The sequence below is a fragment of the Streptomyces sp. NPDC048337 genome (assembly GCF_043201175.1).
In the GTDB taxonomy this organism is placed as follows: Bacteria; Actinomycetota; Actinomycetes; order Streptomycetales; family Streptomycetaceae; genus Streptomyces.
Genome location: NZ_JBICYR010000012.1, coordinates 93,163 through 118,037, shown reverse-complemented (window position 1 = coordinate 118,037; position 24,875 = coordinate 93,163). Strand labels below are relative to the sequence as shown.

General features: G+C 73.8%; 24 protein-coding genes and 1 pseudogene. 17 read left to right on the top strand and 8 right to left on the bottom strand.

Going from position 1 to position 24,875, the window contains the following annotated elements; genetic code table 11:
• The 14 genes from ACGFYU_RS20735 to ACGFYU_RS20670 all read left to right on the top strand — a co-directional run bounded on the left by ACGFYU_RS20735 (position 1) and on the right by ACGFYU_RS20670 (position 14,446).
• Complete coding sequence (locus tag ACGFYU_RS20735) at positions 1 to 951, top strand: acyl-CoA thioesterase (protein ID WP_393828750.1); 951 nt, start codon at positions 1 to 3, stop codon at positions 949 to 951.
• Entirely contained in the window at positions 948 to 2,135 is a 1,188-nt protein-coding gene (locus ACGFYU_RS20730; RefSeq protein ID WP_393828749.1) for a beta-ketoacyl-[acyl-carrier-protein] synthase family protein, read from the top strand. The genes ACGFYU_RS20735 and ACGFYU_RS20730 overlap by 4 nt, the downstream gene beginning before the upstream one ends.
• Positions 2,132 to 3,175, top strand: a complete 1,044-nt coding sequence (locus tag ACGFYU_RS20725) for a beta-ketoacyl synthase N-terminal-like domain-containing protein (RefSeq protein ID WP_393828748.1) — start codon at positions 2,132 to 2,134, stop codon at positions 3,173 to 3,175. Before ACGFYU_RS20730 ends, ACGFYU_RS20725 begins: the two co-directional genes overlap by 4 nt.
• Positions 3,175 to 4,017 (top strand): SDR family oxidoreductase, encoded by an 843-nt coding sequence (locus ACGFYU_RS20720; RefSeq protein ID WP_393828747.1) that lies wholly within the window; start codon positions 3,175 to 3,177, stop codon positions 4,015 to 4,017. The genes ACGFYU_RS20725 and ACGFYU_RS20720 overlap by 1 nt, the downstream gene beginning before the upstream one ends.
• Entirely contained in the window at positions 4,014 to 5,111 is a 1,098-nt protein-coding gene (locus ACGFYU_RS20715) for a beta-ketoacyl synthase N-terminal-like domain-containing protein (protein ID WP_393828746.1), read from the top strand. The genes ACGFYU_RS20720 and ACGFYU_RS20715 overlap by 4 nt, the downstream gene beginning before the upstream one ends.
• The gene (locus tag ACGFYU_RS20710) at positions 5,108 to 5,602 is read left to right on the top strand and encodes an acyl carrier protein (RefSeq protein WP_393828745.1); all 495 of its coding nucleotides are present in this window, start codon (positions 5,108 to 5,110) and stop codon (positions 5,600 to 5,602) included. Before ACGFYU_RS20715 ends, ACGFYU_RS20710 begins: the two co-directional genes overlap by 4 nt.
• Positions 5,599 to 6,000, top strand: a complete 402-nt coding sequence (locus ACGFYU_RS20705; RefSeq protein ID WP_393828744.1) for a 3-hydroxyacyl-ACP dehydratase FabZ family protein — start codon at positions 5,599 to 5,601, stop codon at positions 5,998 to 6,000. Before ACGFYU_RS20710 ends, ACGFYU_RS20705 begins: the two co-directional genes overlap by 4 nt.
• Complete coding sequence (locus ACGFYU_RS20700) at positions 5,997 to 6,500, top strand: 3-hydroxyacyl-ACP dehydratase FabZ family protein (RefSeq protein WP_393828743.1); 504 nt, start codon at positions 5,997 to 5,999, stop codon at positions 6,498 to 6,500. Before ACGFYU_RS20705 ends, ACGFYU_RS20700 begins: the two co-directional genes overlap by 4 nt.
• Positions 6,497 to 7,255: a 3-oxoacyl-[acyl-carrier-protein] reductase gene (fabG, locus tag ACGFYU_RS20695; RefSeq protein WP_393828742.1), complete on the top strand. Its 759-nt coding sequence runs from the start codon at positions 6,497 to 6,499 to the stop codon at positions 7,253 to 7,255. The genes ACGFYU_RS20700 and fabG overlap by 4 nt, the downstream gene beginning before the upstream one ends.
• Complete coding sequence (locus ACGFYU_RS20690; protein WP_393828741.1) at positions 7,252 to 7,983, top strand: 2-hydroxychromene-2-carboxylate isomerase; 732 nt, start codon at positions 7,252 to 7,254, stop codon at positions 7,981 to 7,983. The genes fabG and ACGFYU_RS20690 overlap by 4 nt, the downstream gene beginning before the upstream one ends.
• A gap of 256 nt (positions 7,984 to 8,239) precedes the next feature.
• The gene (locus tag ACGFYU_RS20685; RefSeq protein ID WP_393828740.1) at positions 8,240 to 10,459 is read left to right on the top strand and encodes a fatty acyl-AMP ligase; all 2,220 of its coding nucleotides are present in this window, start codon (positions 8,240 to 8,242) and stop codon (positions 10,457 to 10,459) included.
• Positions 10,456 to 12,291, top strand: a complete 1,836-nt coding sequence (locus tag ACGFYU_RS20680) for an acyl-CoA dehydrogenase family protein (protein ID WP_393828739.1) — start codon at positions 10,456 to 10,458, stop codon at positions 12,289 to 12,291. The genes ACGFYU_RS20685 and ACGFYU_RS20680 overlap by 4 nt, the downstream gene beginning before the upstream one ends.
• A complete protein-coding gene (locus ACGFYU_RS20675) occupies positions 12,288 to 14,126 on the top strand; it encodes an acyl-CoA dehydrogenase family protein (protein ID WP_393828738.1) in 1,839 nt (612 codons plus the stop codon). The genes ACGFYU_RS20680 and ACGFYU_RS20675 overlap by 4 nt, the downstream gene beginning before the upstream one ends.
• A gap of 8 nt (positions 14,127 to 14,134) precedes the next feature.
• Complete coding sequence (locus ACGFYU_RS20670) at positions 14,135 to 14,446, top strand: acyl carrier protein (protein ID WP_393828737.1); 312 nt, start codon at positions 14,135 to 14,137, stop codon at positions 14,444 to 14,446.
• Positions 14,447 to 14,452: 6 nt separating this feature from the next.
• On the opposite strand, the gene hemC is transcribed toward ACGFYU_RS20670, so the two are convergent.
• The 5 genes and pseudogenes from hemC to ACGFYU_RS20645 form a co-directional block, all read right to left on the bottom strand.
• A complete protein-coding gene (gene hemC, locus ACGFYU_RS20665) occupies positions 14,453 to 15,388 on the bottom strand; it encodes a hydroxymethylbilane synthase (protein ID WP_393828736.1) in 936 nt (311 codons plus the stop codon).
• A gap of 58 nt (positions 15,389 to 15,446) precedes the next feature.
• The gene (locus tag ACGFYU_RS20660; protein WP_393828735.1) at positions 15,447 to 16,016 is read right to left on the bottom strand and encodes an HAD domain-containing protein; all 570 of its coding nucleotides are present in this window, start codon (positions 16,014 to 16,016) and stop codon (positions 15,447 to 15,449) included.
• A gap of 15 nt (positions 16,017 to 16,031) precedes the next feature.
• Positions 16,032 to 16,723, bottom strand: a pseudogene (locus tag ACGFYU_RS20655) (class I SAM-dependent methyltransferase).
• On the bottom strand, positions 16,724 to 17,635 hold the full coding sequence (locus ACGFYU_RS20650; RefSeq protein ID WP_393828734.1) for an aminoglycoside phosphotransferase family protein: 912 nt from the start codon (positions 17,633 to 17,635) through the stop codon (positions 16,724 to 16,726). It abuts the pseudogene before it with no gap.
• Positions 17,636 to 17,713: 78 nt separating this feature from the next.
• The gene (locus ACGFYU_RS20645) at positions 17,714 to 18,463 is read right to left on the bottom strand and encodes a hypothetical protein (protein WP_393828733.1); all 750 of its coding nucleotides are present in this window, start codon (positions 18,461 to 18,463) and stop codon (positions 17,714 to 17,716) included.
• A 193-nt stretch (positions 18,464 to 18,656) separates the two neighbouring features.
• Here ACGFYU_RS20645 and ACGFYU_RS20640 point away from each other — a divergent pair, with 193 nt between their 5' ends.
• Positions 18,657 to 20,018 carry a tetratricopeptide repeat protein gene (locus tag ACGFYU_RS20640; RefSeq protein WP_393828732.1) on the top strand — a complete coding sequence of 454 codons (1,362 nt, stop codon included), beginning with the start codon at positions 18,657 to 18,659 and terminating at the stop codon, positions 20,016 to 20,018.
• Position 20,019: 1 nt separating this feature from the next.
• Positions 20,020 to 20,550 carry an NUDIX domain-containing protein gene (locus ACGFYU_RS20635; RefSeq protein ID WP_393828731.1) on the top strand — a complete coding sequence of 177 codons (531 nt, stop codon included), beginning with the start codon at positions 20,020 to 20,022 and terminating at the stop codon, positions 20,548 to 20,550.
• 77 nt (positions 20,551 to 20,627) lie between these two features.
• On the opposite strand, the gene purU is transcribed toward ACGFYU_RS20635, so the two are convergent.
• Genes purU through ACGFYU_RS20620 form a run of 3 tightly spaced genes read right to left on the bottom strand, consistent with a single transcriptional unit; the run spans position 20,628 to position 23,811 of the window.
• Entirely contained in the window at positions 20,628 to 21,497 is an 870-nt protein-coding gene (gene purU / locus ACGFYU_RS20630; RefSeq protein WP_393828730.1) for a formyltetrahydrofolate deformylase, read from the bottom strand.
• 42 nt (positions 21,498 to 21,539) lie between these two features.
• Complete coding sequence (locus ACGFYU_RS20625; protein WP_393828729.1) at positions 21,540 to 22,055, bottom strand: flavin reductase family protein; 516 nt, start codon at positions 22,053 to 22,055, stop codon at positions 21,540 to 21,542.
• A gap of 40 nt (positions 22,056 to 22,095) precedes the next feature.
• Positions 22,096 to 23,811, bottom strand: a complete 1,716-nt coding sequence (locus ACGFYU_RS20620; protein WP_393828728.1) for a sensor histidine kinase — start codon at positions 23,809 to 23,811, stop codon at positions 22,096 to 22,098.
• Positions 23,812 to 24,056: 245 nt separating this feature from the next.
• On the opposite strand from ACGFYU_RS20620, the gene ACGFYU_RS20615 reads away from it, so the two are divergent.
• Entirely contained in the window at positions 24,057 to 24,752 is a 696-nt protein-coding gene (locus ACGFYU_RS20615; RefSeq protein ID WP_393828727.1) for a DedA family protein, read from the top strand.
• The last annotated feature ends 123 nt before the right edge of the window (positions 24,753 to 24,875 follow it).

The window sequence follows — 24,875 nt, the reverse complement described above, 5'->3', positions numbered from 1 at the left end:
GTGACCGAGACCCTGACCCTGTCGACCCCGTCCACCCTGGAGATCCGCCCCCGCTACGAGGGCTCCAACATCTGCACCTGGATCGGCTTCAAGCACGTCAACTACCTGGTCGAGGAAGCCGTACTCAACCACCTGCGGCAGTCCGGCCTGCTGCCCGGCACCGTCTACGAGACGTACGGGCTGTGCACCGACATCGTCGACATCGACACCCGCATCCTGCACGCCTTCCACATCGACGACGTCGCCGTCGCCGAGGTCAAGCCGCACCGCAAGGCCAAGGACGGCGAGATCCTCCTCGCGGTCACCCTGCACGTGCAGCGCGAGACCCTCCTGAAGGCCGTCACCTCCACCGTCCGCGTCCAGCTGCGCTTCGACCCGCGCGGCGGCGGCGAGCAGCCCGCCACCGCGGCCCTCGCCCCGTACGCCGTCGACAAGCTGCACGCCGCCCCGGCCTGGAAGACCGAGGTCCCCGAGGTCAACCTCGACGCCGACGACCTCACCAAGGAGCTCACGGCCGGCCGCAACGCCTTCGCCTGGAAGTTCCGCATCCCGTACTGGTACTGCCACTTCACCGAGCGCATCCAGATGTCCGGCTACCTGCGCCTGATGGAGGAGGCCAAGGACCAGCTCGTCGCCTCCCGCGGCGTCTCCATCAAGACCCTGCTGGACGAGCAGAACTGGATCCCCGTCGTCCCGCACTCGCGGATCACCGTCCTGGACGAGGCGCGGATGGAGGAGGACCTGTACGTCGTCATCACCGTCGAGAACGTCTTCAAGGGCTTCACCTACGACTCCCGCATGGACACCTACGTGGTCCGCGACGGCGAGCTGCTGCACACGGCCACCGGCCAGATCACCCACGGCTACGCGGTCATCGAGAACCGCGCCGACTGGAGCCTGGTCCCCTTCGACGACCGCATGAACGCGGCGCTGGAGGGCAAGCAGGCATGACCGAGGAGGTCGTGGTCACCGGGCTCGGCGCCGTCACCTGCCACGGCGGGGGTACGGCTGCCCTGTGGCGGGCCATGACGGCGGCCGGGACCCGCCTGCCGGACCGGCCGGCGGACCCGCTCGCCGAGATGGACCTGCCGCTGATGAACCTGGTCCCCGACCCCGACCTCACGGCGGCCCGGGCCACCCGGTTCGCCGTCAGGGCGGCCCGTGAAGCGCTCTCCGAGGCACGGCTCGCGGTGTCCCCCCACACCCGCACCGCCGTCGTCGTCGGCAGCTGCATGGGCGAGCCCGGCACGAACGAGCGGGGCCGGGGCGACGGCGGCTGGACCCCGCCGTTCCGGCTGGCCGCCGCCCTCGCCGAGGAGCTGGGCGTCATCGGCGCCGCGCACGACGTGGCCACCGCCTGCTCGGCCGGCGGCTACGCGCTCGGCATGGCCGTGGACATGGTGCGCGCCGGCGAGGCCGACGTGGTGCTGGCCGGCGGCTCCGACGCGTACTCCCGGGTCGCGCTCGGCTGCTTCAACCGGCTCGGCGCCGTCGACCCGGTGCGCTGCCGCCCGTTCGAGAAGGCGCGGGCGGGCACGGTCTTCGCCGAGGGCGCGGGGATGCTCGTCGTCGAGTCCCTCTCCCACGCCCGCAAGCGCGCCGTCGGACGCAGGACCCCCCGGCCGCTGCGGCTGTCCGGCGTCGGCTGGAGCTGCGACGCGGGCCACCCCACCGCGCCGCACGCCGACGGGGAGCAGATCGTCCGCGCGATGCGCGAGGCGGTCGGCGGGGAGGCCGGCGCGCACGGCATCGGCTGCGTCATCCCGCACGGCACCGGAACCCGCCTCAACGACGAGGTGGAGAGCCGCGCCCTGCACCACCTGCTGGGCCGCCGCGTCCGCGAGGTGCCGCTCTACAGCCTGAAGGCGCTCCTCGGCCACACCGGTGGGGCCTCCGCCGCCCTGGGCGCCGTCGCCGGCGCCCTGGTGCTCCGCCACGGCCGGGTCCCCCGCAACATCCGCCTGGAGCGGCAGGACCCGGAGTGCGCGGTGTGGCTGCCGCAGGACCAGCCGGTGCGGCTGCCCGAGGACCGCCGCCGGGTGCTCGTCAACGCGTACGGCTTCGGCGGCAGCAACTCCTCGCTCGTACTCGAGGACCTCGAACGGGCGACGCGCAAGGAAGGAGCGGCGGCATGACGTCCGACACCACCGACGTGACACCCGCCCTCGCCGTCACCGGCGCCTCGGTGGTCCTGCCGCCGTCCCCCGACGGCGCGGACGGCCCCGGCGACGGCCCGCCCGAGGACTGGTTCGACTACCGCAGCCGCCTCGGGCCGCGCGGCTACAAGTACCTGCCCGCCGCCGCCCAGTACCTGCTGGCGGCCGCCCGCGAGGCGGCCGCCGGCGGAAGCGGCCTCGACGCGGTCCCCGAGGACCGGCGGGGCTCCGTACTCGCCCTCAACGGGGCGCTCGCCGGGCTCTTCGACCGGATGGACCGCCAGGTGGCCCTGGAGGGCGGCGCGGCCGGCCTCTCCCCGGCCACCGCCCCCTACTTCGCGGTGAGCGTGCTCGGTGCCCGGCTCGCCGCCGAGCACGGACTCAAGGGCTTCGCGCTGACCCTGGCCTCACCGGGCACCGCCGCCCTGGAGGCCGTCGAGGCGGGCGCCCGCGCGCTGTACGCGGGCCGCTGCGACTCCCTGTTCATCGGCGCGGCCGAGCACCGGCTGCCCAAGGCCGCGGGCGAGCCAGGGGAGCAGGGCGCCGTCGCCCTCGTCCTGGAGCGGCAGGCCGCCGCCGAGGCGCGCGGGGCCCGGGTGCTCGGCACCTGCCGTGCCGGATCCCTCTTCGTCCCGCCGCGCACCCTGGAGACGGAGGCGGGCCGGGCCCGGCTGACCGCCCTGGTCGGCTCCACCCTGGACCGGCTGCTCCACGGCTGGGCCCCCGAGGCGCCCGAAGTGCACTACGTACTCGACGACTCGGCGGTCGCCGCCCAGGTCCGGGCCGCCGTGGACGCCGCGATGCGCCGGCCGGCGGCCGGGGCCGCGGCGCTCGGCGCGGGCACCCTGACCGCCGCCGTCCGCCTCGCCGACCTGCTGACCGGACCGCCCGGCGACCGCCTCCTGGTCACCGCCGGCGCCCGCGGCCACGTGGCGCTCGCACTGCTGCGCGCCCGCCCGCACCCGCCGCACGGCGCGCAGGCCGCCCCGAACCCGCCCCATCCACGGGAGAAGAACTGATGCTGAAGTCACTAGAAGGCAGCTGGTGCGTGGTCCTCGGCGCCTCCAGCGGCATCGGCCGGGCCGTCGCCCTGGGCCTCGCGAGCGAGGGCGTCAACGTCTTCGGCGTCCACTTCGACACCGCCGCCCGCCAGGCCGAGGTGGACCGGCTGGCCCGGGACATCGCCGCGCAGGGCGTCGAGGTGCGCTTCCACAACGCCAACGCGGCCAACCGCACCGCCCGCGCGGGACTCGTCGCCGCCGTCCGGGAGCTGACCGCCGACACCGGCGGCGTGCGGATCCTCGTCCACTCCCTCGCCTTCGGCACCCTGGTGCCCTTCCTGCCGCGCGAGGGCTGGGACAAGCCCATCAGCCACCGCCAGCTGGAGATGACCCTCGACGTCATGGCGCACAGCCTCGTCTACTGGACCCAGGACCTGGCCGCCGCCGGACTGCTGCGCGCCGGCTCCAAGGTCTACGCGATGACCAGCGCCGGCACCTCGCAGGCCCTGCCCAGCTACGGCGCCGTCTCCGCCGCGAAGGTCGCGCTGGAGGCCCACGTACGCCAGCTCGCCTGCGAACTCGCCCCCCAGGGCGTCGCGGTGAACGCCATCCGGGCCGGGGTCACCGTCACCCCCGCCCTGGAGCGCATCCCCGAACACGCCGTGTACGTGGCCCGGGCGGCGCAGAACAACCCGCACGGCCGGCTGACCCGCCCCGATGACGTGGCCGACGCGGTCGCGCTGCTCTCCCGTACCGAGTCCTCCTGGATCAGCGGCAACACCATCGGCGTGGACGGTGCCGAACTCCACGCCGCCGCCGGGGCCTGGGGCTCCGCCACCCCCGTGAGGAGCGAGTCATGACTTCCCCCACCGCCACCCTGGTCATCTCGGGCTGGTCGGCCGCGTCCCCGTACGGCCTCGGCGCCGAGCCGTTCGCCGCGGGCCTGGCCGCCGCCGAGCCCGCCACCACCGAGCTGACCGCCGACGACCCGGCGTCCGGCCCGTACGACCGCGCGGGCACCGTCCCCGGCTTCGACATCCGCCAGGCCCTCGGCCGCAAGGGCACCCGCTCCATGGACCGGGCCACCGCCCTCGCCGTCACCACCGCCGGCATGCTGCTCGACTCGGCGGGCGCGGGCCTGGCCCAGGACCGCCCCGACGACATCGGCATGGTGCTCGGCACCGGCCACGGCAGCATCCAGTCGATCATGGAGTTCACCCGGTCCTCGCTCACCGCCGAGAAGCCCTTCCACGTGGACCCCGCGCTCTTCCCCAACACGGTGATGAACCGCGCCGCCGGCCAGAGCGCCATCTGGCACAAGCTGCGCGGCCCCAACACCACCGTCTCCGGCGGCGCGCTCACCGGGCTCCTCGCCCTCAACTACGCCTCCCGGCTGCTGCGCCAGGGCCACTGCGAGGCCGTACTGGCCGGGGCCGTCGAGGAGTTCTCCGCCGAACGGGCCTGGCTGGAGTACCACAGCCGGGGGCCGCACCGCCCGGCCGGCCCGCTCGGCGAGGGCTGCGCCCTCTTCCTCGTCGAATCCCTCGCCCGCGCCGGCCGCTACGGCCGCCCGGTCCTGGCCACCCTGCGCTCCGCCCGCTTCACCGCCTTCAGCGAGCCCGACCGCGTGGGCCAGGCCCTCACCCGGGCCGTCGCCGAGGCGCTCAAGGAGGCCGACGTACGGCCCGAGGACATTGCCGTGCTCGTGCCCTCCGACTGCGGGGGCGTCCTCGGCGGCCGCGAGGAGGCCGCCCTCGGCGAGATCTTCGACCGCACCGGCGCCCGCGCCGTGCGCCTGCGCCGCCTCATCGGCGACGCCTCCGCCGCCTCCGCCGCCTTCCAGCTGGCCGCGGCCGTCACCGCGGCGCGCCCGGGCGAACTCGCACTCGTCACCTCCGTCGACCCCGACGGCCAGACCGGAGCCACCGTCCTCCAGGCGGGGGAGCGCAGTTGACCTGGGCCCTGGCGTCCACCCGGCTCGCCCGGCCGGGCCGGGCCACCTCCGCGGCCGCCCTCACGGCCGCGCGGCGCCGCTCCTACCAGGTGCGCCGACTGCTCTTCCACGTCACAGCCACCCCCCATCGTGTCCACACCCCGGCCGCGGCGGACGGTCCGCACAGTGCGCCCCGTGCCCACGGCCACCGCAACCACGAATGGATGTCCGCCATGTCCCAGACCAGTTCCCTCGCCGCCCCGGCCCTCGACAAGGAGGAGCTGCGCCGGCTCGTCGCCGACGTCCTCGACCTGGACGCGGCCGAGGTCACCGACGACGCGCACTTCGTCGACGACCTGGAGGTCGACTCCCTGATGGCGCTCGAGATCACCGTGAGCCTGGAGCGCGAGTACAGCGTGAAGATGTCCGAGGCCGAGATCACCGGCATCACCTCGCTGCAGGGCACCTTCGAGCTGCTGAACGCGAAGCTCGCCGAGGCGGCCGCCGCATGAGCCCGGCGACGGCCCTCGGGGACGTCCTGGAACTCGTCTCCGCCGACGAGAACGGCGCCGTGACGGCCTTCACCGCCGACCCGGCCGATCCCGTACTCGCGGGCCACTACCCGGGGTTCCCCGTGCAGCCCGGCGTCTACCTGCTCGAAGCCGCCGACCGCACCGCCCGGCTGTGGGCCCACGGCGCCCCGCTGGACCTGGTCGCCATGGACCGCTGCCGCTTCCACCGGCCGGTCTTCCCCGGCGACCGGGTCACCACCACCGTCACCGTCGGCCCCGTCAAGGGCGCCGCCTCCGCCGAGGAGCTCGACGTACGGGCCAAGGCCGTCTCCGGCACCGGCCCCGTCGCCGACCTCCGGCTCCGCTATCGCCGCGCCGAAAGCGAGGGACCGAAGTGATTCCGCACGACCCCGGCCTCCACCGGATCAAGAACACGATGCCGCACCGCGCGCCGATCCTGCTGATCGACCGCGTGGCCGAGATCGTTCCCGGCGAGCGCATCACCACGTACAAGGCGGTCTCCGCCAACGAGCCCTGCTACGGACGCCTGGGACAGGACGCCCAGCCCGAGGAGTACGCCTACCCGACCGCCTTCGTCGTCGAGTCCTGGGCGCAGTCCGCGGTCCTGCTGTCCGTCTGGGACGCCCCCAACCCCGACGTGCTCGCGGGCAAGGTGGAGCTGGCCGGCTCCATCAACGGAGCCGAGTTCTCCGGCCGGGCCTACCCGGGCCAGCTCATCGAGCACGAGGTGCGCCTGGTCAAACAGGCCGGCGACACCGCGATCCTGGCGGGCGAGTCCTTCGTGGACGGCCGGCAGATCCTGTCCGTCGCCAGCTTCGTCGTCGCCCTGCGCGACGTCACCGAACTGCGCCCGCAGCCCGAAGGGGTCCCGGCATGAGCGACAGCCCGAATCCGAACGAGGGCAGGGTCGCGGTGGTCACCGGCGGATCCCGCGGCATCGGCCGCGCCGTCGTCACCCGCCTCGCCCGCGACGGCTACGACATCGCCTTCTGCTACCGCTCGGACGACGAGGCCGCCGCCCTGGCCGAGAAGGACGTACGGGAGCTGGGCCGCCGGGTCCTGTCGCGCCGCGTGGACGTCGCCGAGCGCAGCCAGGTCCAGGCGTTCGTCGACGCCGCCGAGGACGAGCTGGGACCGGTGTGGGCCGCCGTCACCTCCGCCGGCATCACCCGGGACAAGCCCCTGGTGCTGATGCCCGACGAGGAGTGGGACGCGGTCATCCGCACCAACCTCGACGGCACCTACAACCTGGCCCGCTCCGTCGTCTTCCCGATGATCAAGCGGGGCGGCGGCTCGGTCGTCACCCTCTCCTCGGTGGCCGGGGTCGCCGGCAACGCGGGGCAGACCAACTACGCGGCGTCCAAGGCCGGGATCATCGGCTTCACCCGGTCCCTCGCCAAGGAGGCGGGCCGCTACGGCATCCGCGCCAACGCGGTCGCCCCCGGCTTCATCGACACCGACATGACCTCCGTCCTGCCGGAGAAGACCGGCAAGGAGATGAAGAAGCGCATCGCGCTGGGCCGTTTCGGTGCCCCCGAGGACGTCGCCGCGACCGTCTCCTTCCTCGTCTCCGAACAGGCCGGCTACGTCACCGGCCAGGTCTTCCAGGTGGACGGCGGGATCTCGCTGTGAGCAGGCGCCCCCGGCGCCGGCCGCGGTTCTACTTCTCGCTGCGCAGCCCCTACTCGTGGCTCGCCTACCGGGAACTCCAAGACCGCCACCGGGAGGTCGCCGACCGGCTCGAATGGGTGCCGTTCTTCGAGCCCGACGAGCTGAGCCTGAAGATGCTCCAGGCGGCGGGCGGGGAGTTCCCGTACACCCCGATGTCCAAGGCCAAGCACCGCTACATCCTGCAGGACGTGCGCCGGCTCGCCGACGAGCGCGGCCTCGTCTTCCGCTGGCCCGTCGACCGCGAGCCCGTATGGGAGGTGCCGCACCTCGGCTACCTCGCCGCCGAACGGCACGGCAAGGGGGCCGAGTTCATCGCGCTCGCCGCCCGAGCCCGCTGGCAGGGCGGCCTGGACATCTGCGACCCCGAGGTGATCGGCGCCTTCGGCGCGAAGCTCGGCCTCGACCGCGACGAGCTGGCCGGGGCCTCGGACGACCCGGAGCTGCGCGAGGCGGGGGTGCGCGCCCTGCTGGAGGTGCACCGCGGCGGGGTGTTCGGAGTGCCCTTCTTCACCGACCACTACGACAAGTACTGGGGACTGGACCGGCTCCCGGCCTTCGTCGCCGCGCTCGCGGCGCACGAGGACCCGGCCCCGGCCCCCGCCCGCGAGACCGCCCCGGCCCTTCCCCGGGACCAGGGGCACCCGCATGGCCGCTCCGTCGACGACGGCCATGCGGGAGGCTGCGGCTGACGCGCACACGTCCGCCCGGCCCACCGAGGGGGGGGGCCCCCCCCCCCCCCCCCCCCGGGGGGGGGGGCCGCCCCCCCGCCCCCCCCCCCCCCCCCCCCCCCGAGGGGGGCGGGCCCGGCCCCCCCCCCCCCGGCCCCCCCCGGCCCCTCCGCCGTGCCCGGAACCGCCCCCGCACGTATAGGCGCGGCATAGCGCCTCTCCGCAGGGTTGTGCTCATCCAGCCGTATCCAGTGGGGAGTTCGGAGTGTCGGGCTTCGTGAGTTTCGTCCAAGAGCTGCGCGGGAACGCCGCGGCCGCGCCCGCCAAGAGCGCCGTCCGCTACTGCGCCGGTACGACGGAGGAGGAGCTCGACTACGCCGCCCTGGACCGGGCCGCCAGCGCCACCGCCGACTGGCTGGGCACCCGGGCCGCCCCCGGCGAGCGGGTGCTGCTGTCCTTCCTCCCCGGTACCGGCTTCCTGCGCGCCTTCCTCGGCTGCCTGTACGCCGGCGTGGTGCCTGTCCCGGTGCCCGCCCCCGGCGGCTACGCCCACCAGGTCGCCCGTACCACCGGGATCGCCCGGGACTGCGCCGCCGTCCTCGTACTGACCGACGCGCAGACCCTGCCCGCCGTGCGGGAGTGGCTCGCCGACGGCGCGCTCGCCCCGCTGACGGCGGCGTCCGTGGAGGAGGCGGAGCGGGCCGGCGACCCGGAGGCCTGGCGCCCCGTCCCGGTCGACGGGAACGACACGGCCTTCCTCCAGTACACCTCCGGCTCCACCAGCGAGCCGAAGGGCGTCACCGTCCCGCACGGGGCGCTGGTGCACAACATCGGCCTGATGCGCCGCAGTCACGGCTGGACCGCGGACATGACCTGGTGCAGCTGGCTCCCGGCCTACCACGACATGGGCCTCATCGCGATGATGCTCACCCCGCTGTACCTCGGCGGGACGGCGGTCCTCATGCCCGCCTCCGACTTCCTCAAGCGCCCCGTCAGCTGGCTCCGGCTCATCGACCGGCACCGCGCCGAGATCTCCTGCGCGCCGAACTTCGCCTACGACCTGTGCGCGCGCCGCCTGACGCCGGAGCAGACGCGGGGCCTGGACCTGTCCCGCTGGCGCTACGCCTGCAACGGCGCCGAGCCGATCCACGCCGCCACGCTGGACCTCTTCGCGGAGCGCTTCGCCCCGCACGGCTTCCGCCCCGAGGCCCTGCTCCCCGGCTACGGCCTCGCCGAATCCACCCTGTACGTCTCGGGCACCCCGGCCGACGAGGCGCCGCGCGTGCTGCGCGCCTCCGCCGAGTCCGGGGCCCTCGTCGAAGGGGGCGGGCAGGCGCTGGTGAGCAGTGGTGTCGTACGCGACCTGGACGTCCGCGTCGTCGACCCGCGGACCCGCGCCGAACGGGCCCCCGGAGAGGTGGGCGAGATATGGATCCGGGGCGCGAGCGTGGCCTCGGGCTACTGGAACCGCCCCGTGGAGACAGCCCTCACCTTCGGGGCGGCCACGGCGGAGGGCGAGGCGGGATTCCTGCGGACCGGGGACCTGGGCGCGCTCCTCGACGGCCACCTGTACGTCACCGGCCGGATCAAGGAAATGATCATCGTGCACGGGAAGAACCTCTACCCGCACGACATCGAACGCGAGGTCCGCGAGCTGGACCCGGCCTTCGCGGACTTCCCCAGCGCGGTCTTCTCCGTCCGCGCCGGCCCCCACGAGGAGATCGTGGTGATCCAGGAGACCCGGACCCGCGGCCTGTCCGAGGACGACCTCTCGGCCCTCGCCCGCCGCAGCCGCAGCGCCCTCAGCCGCCGCCTGGGCCTGCGCGTCGGCGGCTTCGCCCTGGTCAAGGTGAGCCGCATCCGCCGCACCACCAGCGGCAAGATCCAACGCGCCGCCATGCGCGACCTGTTCCTCCGCGGCGCCCTCCACCCGACCCACGCGGACCTCGCCCCGGAACTCACGACCCTGCTCCAACCCGCGGCCCCGCCCGGTCCCGCGTCCGCGCCCGCGGCCCCGCCCGGTCCCGCGTCCGCGCCCGCGGCCCCGCCCGGTCCCGCGTCCGCGCCCGCGGCCCCGCCCGGTCCCGCGTCCGCGCCCGGGTCTGTGCCCGGTCCCGCGTCCGCGCCCGGGTCTGTGCCCGGTCCCGCGTCCGCGCCCGGGTCTGTGCCCGGTCCCGCGTCCGCGCCCGGGTCTGTGCCCGGTCCCGCGTCCGCGCCCGGGTCTGCGCCTGCACCCGCGTCCGCGCCCGGGTCTGCGCCTGCACCCGCGTCCGCGCCCGGGTCTGCGCCTGCGCCCAGTCCTGCGCCTGCGCCCAGTCCTGCGCCTGCGCCCAGTCCTGCGCCTGCGCCCAGTCCTGCGCTCGCGCCCGGGTCTGCGTCCGTGCCCGCGCCTGCGTCCGCGCTTGCTTCGCCGCCCACGGCCGTGCCCTCGCCCCCGCCCCCGCCCGGTCCTGCACCCGAGGCCGCGCCCGCGCCCGCGGCGGGTGGTGCCCGATGACCGCGGCGACCCCGGCGCCGATCGCGGGCGCCCTCACCCCCGAGCCGCCCGCCGACCCGGGCCGGCCCTGGGACCCGTACCGGCTCAGCGTCCGGCTGGAGCGGGCCCTCGGCGATCCCCGCGACCCCGCCGGACCGCTCTCCGCCGCCCGCGGCGCCGCGCTCGACCGCGCCGAGGCCTTCCCCGCCGACGCCTGCCGGCACCTCGACGCACTCGGCCTGCCCCGCTGGTTCGTGCCCGCCGAGCACGGCGGCGCCCTCACCGCCGCCGACGAGCTCCTCCAGATCATCCGGATCCTGGGCCGCCGCGACTTCACCGTGGCCCTCGCCCACACCAAGACCTACCTCGGCGCCGTCTCCGTCTGGGTCGCCGGCACCCCCGAACAGGCCGCCGCCCTCGGCGCCCGCGTCGCCGCCGGCGACATCGTCTCCCTCGCCGTGACCGAACAGGCCCACGGCAGCGACCTGCTGGCCGGAGAACTCGCCGCCGAACCCACGCCCGACGGCGGCTACCGCCTCACCGGCGAGAAGTGGCTCATCAACAACGCCACCCGCGCCCACGCGCTCACCGTCCTCGCCCGCACCGCCGCGTCCGGCGGCACCCGCGGGTTCACCACCCTCCTCGTCGACAAGGCGGCCCTGGCGGACGGCACCTGGCACCCGCTGCCCCCCGTCCCCACCCAGGGCGTACGCGGCGCCGACATCAGCGGCATCGCCTTCCGCGGCGCCACCGTCCCCGCCGGCGCCCGCGTCGGGGCCGAGGGCGAGGGCCTCGAAGTCGTCCTCAAGGGCTTCCAGATCACCCGCACCCTGTGCTCCGCCATGTCCCTCGGCATGACCGACCACGCCCTGCGCCTCGCGCTCGACTTCGCCACCGCCCACCGGCTGTACGGCCGCCCCCTCGCCGGCGTCCCGCACGCCGCCCGCACCCTCGCCGAGGCGTACGCCGACCTCCTCGCCGCCGAAGCGGCCGCCCTGGTCGCCACCCGCGGCATCCACACCCTGACCGGCGAGCAGAGCGTCGTATCGGCCGCCGTCAAGTACTTCGTCCCCACCTCCGCCGACCGCACCATCGCCGACCTGCGCGGACTCCTCGGCGCCCGCGCCATGCTGGTCGACGCGCACGCGGACGGCGCCTTCCAGAAGCTGGAGCGCGACCACCGCATCGTCGGCATCTTCGACGGCAGTACGGTCGTCAACCTCAACTCCCTGATCAACCAGTTCCCGGTGCTGGCCCGCGCCTACCGCAAGGGCCTCGCCGACACCGCGGGCCTCACCGCCTCGGCCCGTCTCGACGCCCCGGTCCCCGCCCTGGACCCGGCCCGCCTCGCGCTCTACTCCCGCTCCGGCTCCAGCGTCGTCCAGGCCCTCCCGGCCGCCGCAGCCGAGCTGACCGGCCTCGCCGACGCCGGCCTGGTACCGCGCGGCGCGGCCGCTCTCGGCGCCCGGCTGCACGCCCTCGCCGACGCCCTCCACGAGGAGATGGCCGCCCAGCGGCCCTCGGCACGGGACGTCCCGGTCGGCGCCTTCGACCTCGCGGGCCGCTACGCCGTCCTCTACGCGGCCGCCGCGAGCCTGCACCTGTACCTCCGCAACCGCGACCTGCCGTTCGCGAACGGCCCGCTGTGGACGGACGCCGCCTGGCTGGAGGCCGTACTCACCCGCCTGCTGCGCAAGCTCGACCCGGCCCCCGACCTCGACGACGCCGACGGCCCCGCCCTCGACCGGCTGCTCCCCGCCCTGCACGCCCAGCACACCGAGCACCTGCTCTTCTCGCTGCTGCCCTGCCCGCTGGCCGAGGGCTCCACGCCCGAGAAGGAGGAGACCCCATGACCGCCTACGCCGAAGCCCCGTCACCGGCCACCCGGCCCCGCCCCCCGGCCTGCGCCGGCCTTCCGGCGCCGCACGCACCCGTGCCCGCGGCCCCGGCCGTGGCCCCTGCGGTCCGGGCCGACGTGCAGGCCCCTGCCGAGGCGCCGGCCCCGGCCCCGGCCCGGTTCCGGGAGCTCGCCCTCCTGCTCGGGGACGCCGACGACCCCGCCAACCCGCTCGGCGCCGCCGCCGTCCTGGCCGCGGACGAACGCGGCGAACTGCTCGCCGCGGGCGAGGAGGCCCTGGCCGCGTTCGGCCTGAACGCCGAGTTCGTGCCGCGGGCCCTCGGCGGCCGGTTCACCCGCGCCGACGAGTTCGCCCGCCTCATGCGGACCGTCTTCCGCCGCGACTGTGCCCTCGGCATCGGCTACGGCGTCACCAGCTTCATCGCCGGACTGCCCATCTGGGCCTCCGGCAGCCCCGAACAGCAGCGCCGCGCCGCCGACCTGCTGCTGTCCGGCGGCCGGATCGTCGCCGCCTACACCGAACTCGCCCACGGCAGCGACTTCTCCCGCATCGCGCTGACCGCCACCCCGGACCCGGCCCGCCCCGGCGGCTACCGCCTGACCGGCGGCAAGCAGCTGGTCAACAACGTCTCCCGGGCCGAGGCCGCCGTCGTCTTCGCCCGCACCAACGACCGCCCCGGCAGCCGCAGCCACTCCCACCTCCTCGTCGGCCTCGACGACACCCCCCGCATCGACCGCTCCGGCCGCTACCCCACCTCCGGCGTCCGGGGCTGTCTCCTCGGCGGGATCTCCTTCGACGACCACCCGGTCCCCGCCGACGCCCTGCTCGGCGAGGAGGGCGCCGCGATGGAAACCGTCCTGCGCGCCTTCCAGGTCACCCGCAGCGTCCTGCCGTCGATGGTCGTCGGCGTCGGCGACACCCAGCTGCGCACCGTCCTCGGCTTCGCCCGCGAGCGCCGCCTGTACGGGCGCCCCGTCGCCGAACTCCCGCACGCCCGGGCCACCCTCACCGACGCCTTCCTCGACCTCCAGGTCTGCGACGCCCTCGCCACCACCGTGGCCCGCTCCCTGCACCTGATGCCGGAGCAGACCAGCGTCCACTCGGCGGCCGTGAAGTACCTCGTCCCGCGCCTCCTCCAGGACTCCAGCTACCGGCTGTCGGTGCTGCTCGGCGCCCGCAGCTACGTCCGCGAAGGCCCGTACGCCCTCTTCCAGAAGATGGCCCGGGACCTCCCCGTCGTCGCCCTCGCCCACGCGGGCAGCGCCGTCTGCCAGGCCACGATCCTGCCCCAGCTGCCGCGCCTCGCCGCCCGCTCCTGGGGCGCCGGCGAGCTGCCCCCGGCGGCCCTCTTCGACGCCGCGGCCGACCTGCCCGCACTGGACTTCGACCGGCTGGAGCTGAACTCCCGCGGCCGCGACACCCTGGCCGCCGTGCTGCCCGCCGCGGCCCGCGAGCTGGCGGCCGCCGGCGACCGGCCCGAACTGGCCCGCCTCGCCGGGCTCCTGGCGGACGCCCTCGCCGACCTCGCCGCCCGCGTCCAGGCCCTCGCCCCACGGGACCGCACGGTCCTCGCCGGCCGCCAGGGCTTCGTCCTCGCCGACCGCTACGCCCACCTCCTCGCGGCCGCCGCCTGCCTGGGCCTCCACCGGGGCCCCGACCCCGCCTGGGCCATCGGCACCCTGCACCGCCTCGCGGTCCGCCTGGGCCTGAACCCCGGACCGCTGCCCCCCGAGACGGCCGCCCGCCTGCACACGGAGCTCGCCGCCCGCTTCGAGTCCGGCGCCTCCTTCGACCTGTCCCCGAACACCGAACTCATCCAAGGGAGTTGAGATACGACATGGCGAACAGCACCGAGGTGCCCACCAAGGAGATCCGGGCCTGGCTGATCGAACGGGTGGCCTACTACCTGGAGCGCCCCGCCGCCGAGATCGACGAGGGCGCCGAACTGGTCGAGATGGGCCTCGACTCCGTCTACGCCTTCACCCTCTGCGGCGACGTGGAGGACCGCTTCGGCCTGGCCGTCGAACCCACCATGGCCTGGGACCACCCCACCGTGGACGCCATCACGGCCTACCTCGCCACAGACGTGTATGGCGGTGTATCGGCCGACCGCGGCCGTGGGGAGCCTCCCCAGGCATCTCCCTTTTGACGGCGGTCAGTGCGGGATGCCGTCGATGAGCTCGCGGGCGCCCTGCCGGAGAAGCGCGACGGCTACGGACGTACCAAGAGTGGCGGGGTCCAGCGGTCCGGCCCACTCGCGTGCGCGAAGGACGCGCTTTCCGTCGGGCGTGAACACCTTCGCGTACATGCTGAGCTCGCCGTCCTCCTCGGTGGCGGCGTATCCGGCGATCGGCGAGTTGCAATGGCCTTGGAGGACGTGGAGGAACATGCGCTCGGCGGTGGCCTCGCGGTGGGTGGCCGGGTCACCGAGTGCGCTCACGGTCTCGATCAGGGCAGCGTCGCCCTCGCGGCACTGAAGCGCCAGGATGCCCGCGCCGATGGGCGGGCACATCCTCTCGGTGGGGAGGATTTCGGTGATCGCGTCCGTGCGGCCGATCCTCTCCAGCCCGGAGACGGCCAGCAACAAGGCGTCCGCCTCGCCTGCGGCGAGCTTGTCGAGTCGGCGATTTGCGTTGCCTCTGATGGGGACGCAATCCAGGTGCGGGTGAGAGGCGGCGAGCTGGGCGATACGCCGCACCGACGAGGTGCCGATGCGTGTCCCGGCCGGAACGTCGTCCAGGGTGAGTCCGCCGGGGTGTACGAAGGCATCCCGAATGTCGTCGCGTTTGAGGAACGCGGCGAAGGCGGTTCCGGTCGGTAGCGGCCGGTCCGCAGGGACATCCTTCACGCAGTGCACGGCCAGGTCTGCGGTTCCGTCCAGTAGGGCGGCGTCGACTTCCTTGGTGAAGGCCCCCTTTCCCTCGACGGCGGCCAGGTCGCCCATCCACCGGTCCCCGGTCGTCTTCACGGGGATGACTTCGGTGGTGATGTGCGGGTAGAGCGCGGCGAGCTCGCGGCGGACGCGCTCTACCTGGGCGAGTGCCATCGGGGAGTCGCGGGAGACGATACGGATCAGGTCAGGGGCGGACATGCCGCCCACGATAGACCTTTCAGATCCGGACTCCCGACGACCAGATCAGGCGCCCATCTCAACGGTGTGGAAAGGAGGTTGTACCCTGCGCACGGCGAAGGATTCGCCCGGCAGCCCAGCTCTCAACTGCCGCAACTTGAGCCGGTTGGAGGCCGACGTACGGATCGGGTTGGACGAGCAGCGTGGGACATCCGCGGGCGGTGCGTTCGGCGGCCCAGGTGTGGTCGAGGTCGGTGAAGTCGTCGTCGACCCAGGCGACCGCCGACCCGCCGAGCCACGGTTCGACGTGGTCGCGCTTCCAGAGGTAGCCGTTGGGGTGGCTGGTGGTGATCTGGGGGCGGGGGAGGTCGAGGTACGGGAACTCCGGCAGTCCGAGGAGTGGCCCGACGATGGTGGTGGCGTCCTTGCGCCAGCTCGTGCACCACACGGGGGTGACGAGAGCGCCGGCAAGGAAGTCGGCGAGCAACGGGCCGTGGGCGGGGTTGAGCCAGATCGGCACCGGATCGTCGGGGTTGCGGCCCGTGGGCAGGACGGTGTGGCGGACGTGGGTGGGTGGGGTGCTGCCGTCGGGCGCTGGGAACGGTATGAGGACGCCGTCGATGTCCAGCAGGAGGTAGGGCAGGGGCATCGTTGCCTCCGTCGGTCAGTGTTTCCGGGCGGTGATCAGGAGGGTGGTGGGCCACGGGTCGAGGCGTGGGTGCCGCAGCGCGATGGCGGAGGTGATCCGCAGGCCGGTCCGGGAGAGATGGGCGGCCCAGCGGTGGGCGTCGAATTCCCAGCGGGCGATGGGCAGCCGGGTGCGGTCGGGCATGGTGACGTAGTCCTCGCGGGGGCGGTCGTCCGTCGAAGGATGTCTTCCTGCCCGTGCCGGGTGGGGACGGAGAAGGCCAGTACGCCACCCAGTACCAGACGACGGGAGACCGCAGCGAGCAGAAGCTCAGGGGCGACCAGGCCGACGGCACCGAAGACCGAGTAGATCGCGTCGAAGGTCTGCCCGGTGGCCTGGAGGTGGTGCAGTGCATGGCCGGCGGCGAAGGCGGCTCCCTCGATGTGGCCGTAGTGCGACCGAGCTCGCCGTACCTGGAGGCCCACCAGGTCGACTCCGGTGACGCGGGCTTGGTGGTGCTGGGCGAGGTGGGCGACGTTGTGGCCGGGGCCGCAGCCCAGCTCCAGGATGCGCCTGCCGCGCAGCTCGCGGCAGAGGATTTCCGCGCCGGGGCCAAGGCCGGGGTGGGTGCTCCACTCCATCCGTGTCGGAGGAGTGAGGGCGTGGGCCGGTGCGGTGGTCAGGCGCTGGGCTGCGTGGGCGTACCAGGGGGAGACCTGGGCGAGCACCTAGACCTCCAGGAGTTGGACCACGTCGTTCAGGTGGCGGCGGACGACGGGGATGTACGCGAAGTCCCTGGTCGGGTCGTTGATCCAGCGGATCGCCTGCTCCATGAACCACTCGACGGCCCACATGCGGTGCCAGCCCAGGGCCCATGCCTCGGCGGTCAGGCCGCCCCGGGCGGCGAGGGTGTCCTCGTGCCCGCCGGCGGTGACGTACTGCTCCAGGAATACCCGCAGCCGGACGGGGCTCGGTGTGTCGGTGGTGCCGTGGTAGGAGGCGAGGTCGATGAGGCCGGGGCCGGTGAAGGCGCGGGCGAAGTCGAGGAGGTGCCAGCCCTCCTCCCCGATGTGGACGCTCGTGGGGTGGAACTCGGAGTGCACCCAGCCGAACGGGTCGAGCGTCGCCCCCTGGGCACGGGCCTCGGCCGCTGCGGAGATCTTCCCCAGCGCGGTCTCGATGTCGTCGCAGTCCGTCCACCGCTCGGCCTTCCGCAGCCGCTGGAGGTGATCCAGGGCCCGCCCGGGCAGGGCCACGAGGCCCGTGCCGTCCAGGAAGGGCAAGCCGCTGGCCGGGCGGGCGGCGTGCAGCATCACGGCGGCGGCGACGCCGTCGAGGTCGTCGGCGTCCCGTACCGGGGTGCCGAGGTCGTCCATGAGCATCCCGAGCCACTGGTCCCGCATGGCGGTGGCGTGAAGTTCGGGAACCGGCAGCCCCCGCTGGTGGGCGATCCGCAGGGCCTGGGCCTCGCGGTCGAAGGGCTCCTTGGCGTACTTGAAGACGGCCGTGGTGCCATCGGGGAAGGTGACGCGCTCGACGCCGGACATGCCCCAGACGCGGATCTCCGTGCGTTCGGGGAGGGGCTTGCGGATGAGGGCGCACAGGTCGTCCAGCAGGGCGGCGGTCAGGCTCTGGTCCATGGGGGTGTCTCCAGGGGCTGGTGGGCTCCGGGGCGGGCGAGCATGCCGGCCCGCCCCGGAGCCGTACGGGGGTGGGGGCTACTCGGCCGTGGTCACGCGGTGGGCGTAGACCTGCTCGATCCAGCCCGCCTTGAACGCGGCGAGGTCGTCACGGAAGTTGGCCATCGAGGCACCGTAGGGCGCGACCACGCCGCCGGACTGGTCCGGCACGGACTGGCAGCCGTGCACGAGCCGGCCGCCGAGGGCGGCGTGGGCCTTGATGGACTCGATCCGGCGGTGCTCGTTGAACCAGCCGCCGTGGTAGACCTCGTCGAGCATCCCGCCCGTCTCGTCGTCCAGGTCGAAGACGACGGAGGTGGCGGCGGGGAAGAACCAGCACGGGCCGACGTTGGAGATGTGCCCGTCCAGCTCAACCTTGTTGAGCGCCATGAGCGTGGCGGCCTCGCGGAGCATCCGCAGGTGGTCGGCGGTGATCTGCGGGAGTCCGAGGCCGGCGAGGTGCTCGTCGCGGAAGAGGTACGCGTACACCCCGTACGCGGTGGCCAGGACGCGGGCGGCGTCGGAGGTGGACTCGCCGTGGTTCTTGATGAAGTCGAGCGCCAGCTGCTCGACCGCGCTCTCAGTGGTCTCGTCCACGTCCAAGAGCTGGGCCTTGACCAGCTCCCAGTCGGCGACGAGCCAGGTGTTGGACTCGAAGCGGAAGAAGTACTCGGCCGGGTCGATGGTGAGGCGCTGGCTGTCGACCTGGATGCCGGGGAGGCGGCTCCAGCGCGGGTCGAAGGCGTCGGGCAGCTCGACTGTGATGGTCGCGGTGTCGATGGTGGTCACCGTGTCTCCGTCTCTGATCGTCCGGGCCAGGGCATAGGAATGCCCGAGCCCGGTAGGGGCGTACGGAACGTGGGGGCCGCCCGGCCCGAGAGTGGGGCGGCTGTCGATAAGTGAACCGCCCGCTACGCAGAGTGGGTACGGTGTGAGCGAGCCCAAGCGGTATACGCGGTTTACAGCTCCGGGACGGAGGAACGTGCCAGCGCCGTCCGAACCCAACTCCCGCCTGCGCGAGACGATCCACGTCGCAAGATGCACCTACGAAGCCCTCGCCAAGGACGTCCGCCGCATCGCCGCCGAGAACGGCGAACTGCTCCAGACCAACAAGTCCGCGATTTCGCACTGGGCCAACGGCACCCGCGCGCCCTCAGGCCAGGTCGGCCAGTACCTCGCCGAAGCCCTCTCCCGCCGCCTCGGCCGCGTCGTCACTCAGACCCAGATCGGCCTCCACCCCGGCAACGCCGAAGCCGAGGCCACCTTGAACGGCGATCCGGTCGTGACCGTCACCGATCTCGGCCGCGCGGATGTCGAACGCCGCCGCTTCCTCGCCATCGCCGCCTTCACCACAGCCGGCGTCGCCATGCCGCTGCTCCACGACCACGAAGCGACATCCCGGATGCTCCGCGCCCGCACGGGCCGCTCCCTCGTCGGAACCGAGGACATCGACGTCGTACGCCAGATCACCGCCGCCTTCAGCGCAGCCGACGAACGCCTCGGCGGCGGCCACGGCCTGACCACCGTCACCGCCTACCTCGCCGACACCGCCGCCCCGATGCTCCGCGGACGCTTCCCCTCGGAGCCGTTACGCCAGGCCGCCTTCGGTGCCGTAGCCGAACTCGCCTACCTCGCCGGGTGGAAACACCACGACCTGGGCCACGAAGGCGCCGCCCAGCGCTACTACCAGGTCGGCTACCAGCTCGCCTGCGAAGCCGACCCCCACGGGCACGCGGCCTGGATGATGCGCGCCCTCGCCCACCAGGCCCTGAGCCTCAAGCAGCCCCACCACTGCGTCGACCTCGTCGAAGGCGCCCTGCGACGGGGCCTCGGCCACGTTGACGGACAGACCGAGGCCCTTCTCCACATCACCCACGCCCGCGCCTACGCCGCTACCGACGAGAACCCGTCGGCCGCACGTGCCCTCCTCGTCGCTGAAGACGCCTTGCTAAGGGACGATGGCCCGCAGCCCAGCTACTCCCGAGTCAGTGGCCCCGCCGCCGGCACCGTGGCCAGCCACACCGCCCGCACCCTGACCGACCTCGCCGACCACATCGGCACAGAACAGCAGCACCGCGACGCCCTCACCCGCTGGGACCCAGAGAAATACAAACGGGTCCACGCCCTCACCCACGCCGACCTCGGCGACAGCCTCGCCGCCCAGGCACGCGCCGACGAGGCCGTCGCCGCCTGGACCCAGGCTCTCGTCCTCATGGAGGGCATGACCTCCGACCGGACCCGGAAGGCGATCACCTCGATCCGCTCCACGCTCGCGGTCTACCGGCGCCGCCGCGTTCCCGGCGCGGCCGATCTCGCCTGCCGCGCACGCGAGGCGCTCGCCTAACATGCCCAACAACCCGCCCGACGAAGGGAACACCGTGGCCCAGCAGACCGACGACCGCTCCCAAGCCCTCAAGCCGGCGCTCGAATCGATGACCCTGCTGGTCGCGGCCGTCATCGTCCACGACAAGGCCACCAACCGCGTCGTCCTCCTCCAGCGCAGCGAGAACGCCAAGTTCGCCCAGGGCCTGTGGGACCTCCCCGTCGGCAAGAGCGAACCGGGCGAGCCCATCACACAGACCGCAGTCCGCGAGCTGCATGAGGAGACCGGCCTCATGGTCAAGCCCGAGTCCCTCAAGGTCGCCCACGTCATCCACGGCGCCTGGGGCGTAGAAGCCCCCAACGGGTTCCTGACGGTCGTCTTCGCCGCCCATGATTGGACCGGCGAACTCGAAAACCGCGAACCCCGCAAGCACTCCCAGGTCCGCTGGATCGACGCCGACGACCTGCCGGACGAATTCGTGCCAACCACCCGCAGCGCCCTACTCGCCTTCCTCACCAACGGGCCACAGGTCTCTCTCAACGGATGGCTCTAACGCTCCCCGCTGAAAGGCACAGGCCCCGACCTCGAAGAAACAAGATCGGGTCTGCGCTCTGTCGATGAGACTCCGGGTCAGCCGAAGACCACCGTGCGGCGGCCGTTCAGGAGGACACGGTGTTCGGCGTGCCACTTCACCGCGCGGGCCAGGGCCTGGCCCTCCAGGTCGCGGCCGAGCGCCACCAGCTGGTCCGGGGTCATGTCGTGGCGGACCCGGGCCACCTCCTGCTCGATGATCGGGCCCTCGTCCAGGTCCGCCGTGACGTAGTGGGCGCTCGCGCCGATCAGCTTCACCCCGCGCTCGTGCGCCTGGTGGTACGGCTTGGCGCCCTTGAAGCTCGGCAGGAAGGAGTGGTGGATGTTGATGACCCGCCCCTCCAGCTCCTTGCACAGGTCGGCGGAGAGGATCTGCATGTAGCGGGCCAGCACCACCAGCTCCGCCCCCTCGTCGGCCACCACCCGCAGCAGCGCCGCCTCTGCCTGCTCCTTCGTCTCCCTGGTGACCGGCACGTGGTGGAAGGGGATCCCGTGCGAAGCCGTCAGCCCCTCGAACTGCCGGTGGTTGGAGACCACCGCGGCCACCTCCACCGGCAGCGCCCCGCTGGACGCGCGGAACAGCAGGTCGTTCAGGCAGTGCCCGAACTGGCTCACCATGATGACCACCCGCATCGGGCGGCCCGCCTCGTGGATCTCCCAGTCCATCCGCAGCGCGGCGCCCACCGCCGCGAAGCTCGCCCGCAGGTTCTCCAGGCGGACGGGCGGATCCACCGTGAAGTGCACCCGCATGAAGAACCGGCCGTTGGAGCGGTCGGCGAACTGCTGGCTGTCGATGATGTTGCCGCCCGTCATGAACAGGAAGCTGGTCACCGCGTGCACGATGCCCTGGTCGTCGGCGCAGGAGAGGGTCAGGACGTACTCGGGTTCGGTCGGGTGTGCGACAGGCATGAGAGGACTCTCTTCCGTAATCCGTAAGGGGAGCGTGCGGGGTCAGGCGGCGGCCGGGCGGAGGAACGCGCCCCGGTAGAACAGCAGCGGCTCGGCGTGGTCCGCCTCGCCGCTCACGTCCAGGTCCAGCACCCGGCCTATGACGATCCGGTGGTCGCCGCCCGGCAGCACCGACTCGATCTCGCAGTCCACCCAGGCCAGCGCGCCGCCGATGCGCGGCGACCCCGTGGCCGGCGCAGGCGACCAGTCGACCCCGGCGAACTTGTCGCCGCCGCGCGTCCCGAACGCCCGGCACAGGGCGCCCTGTCCCGCGCTCAGCACGGTCGCGCAGAACGCCCCGGCCCGCTCGATGCGCGGCCAGCTGGAGGAGGTGGCGGCCACCGAGAAGGTGACCAGCGGCGGATCGAGCGAGAGCGAGGCGAAGGACTGGCAGGCGAAGCCGGCGGGCCGGCCCGTCCCGTCGGTGGCGGCGATCACGGTCAGCCCGGTGCAGAAGTGCCCGAGCACATCGCGGAACTGCCGCTGGTCGAAGCGGAGCGTCGAAGCGTTCGTGTCCATGAGGACCCCTCGGATGGCAGGAGAAGGCGGAAGGGAACGGTCAGGGGCCGGACCCGGCGCGCTCCTTGACCACCAGCCGCCCGTCGGCGAAGCACAGCCGGTAGGCGGGCGAGGCGGAGTACGCCGTGATCCGGTAGTACCTGCAGGAGGCGCCGGCCGGTTCGCCGGCCGCCACCTCCTGCGGGGTCTCGTCCAACTCGTACTTCGGCAGCTTCGGCAGCACCGCGGACCGGCTGTCGCCGACCCGCAGCTGCTCGAAGGTCTGCCGGTCCAGCACCGAGCGGTGCTGTACGTAGAACTGAAAGCCCAGCATCAGGACGCCGACGGCCGCGCACACCGCGACCGGCACCACCAGCGCCTCCCACAGCCGGCGCCGCACCTGCCGGCGGGCCGCCGCCAGCTCGCGCGCCGAGGTGCTCGGCGGCGGCCCGCCGCGCTCCGCCGGGAGCGCCTTCCCGCCCGCCACCGGCAGCCGCGCCGACACCGCGAAGCCGCCGCCCGGGCGCGGCCCGGACTCCAGGGTGCCGCCCGCCAACCGCACCCGTTCGTCGAGCCCGACCAGGCCGGTCCCGCTGGAGACCGCGCCCGGCAGCGGCCCGGCCGGCCGGGCCGCGTTCTCCACCGTCGCGAGGAGGTACTCCGGCCCCGGCAGCAGCCGTACGACGACCTCCGCGCCGGGCGCGTGCTTCGCCGCGTTGGTCAGCGCCTCCTGCACCACCCGGTACAGCGCCCGCCGCGCCATCGGCGCCAGCTCCGCCCCCACCGGGTCCGCGCCGGGCAGCCCCGTACCGGCCGCACCGCCCGTACCGGCCGCACCGCCCGTACCGGCCGCACCGCCCGTACCGGCCGCACCGCCCGTACCGGCCGCAGTGCCCGCCAGGCCCGTACCGCCCTGACCGTCCGCGCCGTCGCCGGGCGACACCGGTTCCAGCCGCACCGCCATCCCCGACGCCGCCGCCCGCTCCACCAGGTCCTCGACCGTGTCCTGCGCCGGTACGGTCGGCGCCTGCTCCCCGTCCTCGCGCAGCACGTGGATGATCTCGTGCAGCCGCTCCGTCGCCGCCCCGGCCGCGGCCCGCAGCTCACCGGCCGCCTTGCGCCGCTTCTCCGACAGCTCGGGAGCCACCTCCAGCGCGCCCGCGCGGAGCGCGATCAGGCTCAGCTCGTGGCCCAGCGAATCGTGCATGTCCCCGGCGATCCGGGACCGTTCGCGCAGCCGCGTCTGCTCGCTCACCAGGTGCTGCTCCCGCTCCAGCCGCTCGGCCAGCTCCCAGCCCGCCCGTACGAGCCCCGCGTAGTGCCTGCGGTAGCGCCCCACCATCCAGGGGAAGACCAGGTTCAGCACCACGGTCAGGACCAGCGTGAACCACGCCCACAGGTCCGCCGAGGTCGCCAGCACCGGCAGCAGACCGACCGCGCACACCGCACCGAACAGCGTGAGCGCCGGCCGGGTGCCCTCCGCCCGCACCCCCACCAGATACGCGAGGACCAGCATCGCGAGCGAGAACGCGGTCGTGAACAGCTCCGCCGACAGCAGCAGGCTCAGCCCCACCGGCACCGCGAGCGCGGCCAACGGCGCACCGCGGCTCATCCGTACCGCGACCGCCAGCAGCGGCAGCCCCGCCACCAGCACCCAACGCGTCCACCCGTCCGGCCCGTTCGGCCGGAACACCTCCAGGGCCACCATGGACGCGACCAGCGCCCACAGGACCGCGTCCGCGGCGATCCGCCGGTACGAACTCCCGATGCCTGTCACCGGGTCACCCTACTGACGCGCATCGGCGTCGCCGTCGGCGTCGTGTCGGAGTCGTGAGGCGGGTGTCCATGCTCCCCGACCGTCCCGGTCCCCCCTACGCCCGTCCTATACGGGGCCGGGCGCCGGGCGCCGACCCTGACGAAAGTCAGGTGCAAGTGACGACCATCGGGTAAGGCATCCGTATAGATCCCGCTCCTACCGTCGTACCGGACAGCACGGAACCCGGACGACCATCGGAGTGAGCGATGACCGACGCACTTCTGCAAGCCGTGGAAGGAGCAGTCTCCAGCCCGTGGGTCTACGTGCTGCTCTTCGCCATCGCGGCCCTCGACGGCTTCTTCCCCGTGGTACCGAGCGAGACCCTCGTGATCACCCTGGGCGTCTTCGCCGCGAACGGCGACCCCAACCTGCTCCTCGTCATCGCCGTCGCCGCCGCCGGAGCGTTCGTCGGCGACCACATCTCCTACTTCATCGGCCGCAAGTCCGGCCACCGCATCATCGGGAAGATGAAGCCCGGCAGCCGTACCCGCAAGGCCTACGACTGGGTCGGCCAGGCCCTCGCCGAGCGCGGCGGACTCGTCCTGGTCGTCGCCCGCTACATCCCCGGCGGCCGGACCGCCGCCACCGTCACCACCGGCGCCACCGGCTTCCCCCGCCGCTCCTTCACCCGCTTCGACGCCCTCGCCGCCGGCAGCTGGGCGATCTACTCGGCCTGCATCGGCTACCTCGGCGGCGCCGCCTTCGAACACGACCCGCTGAAGGGCCTGATGACCGGCCTCGGCCTGGCCTTCACCATCACCGTCACCGTGGAGGTCGTCCGCTGGCTGCGCCACCGCCGCGCCGCCCGCAACCAGCAGTCCCTGACCGTCGCCGGGTCGATCCCCGACCCGGCGGCCCGAGAGCCGGAGTCGCTGGCAACCGGGTCGTTCCCCCGCCCCTGATCACCACGGCTCCGCCTTCCGCGGCCCGCCGCCCGGCCCGTGCCGGCGGCGGGCCGCGGTGCGTCCACGGGAGCCGCGGCCCCCGTATAGGCCGCACGTAGAGGTCGGCACAGCCCGCACGCG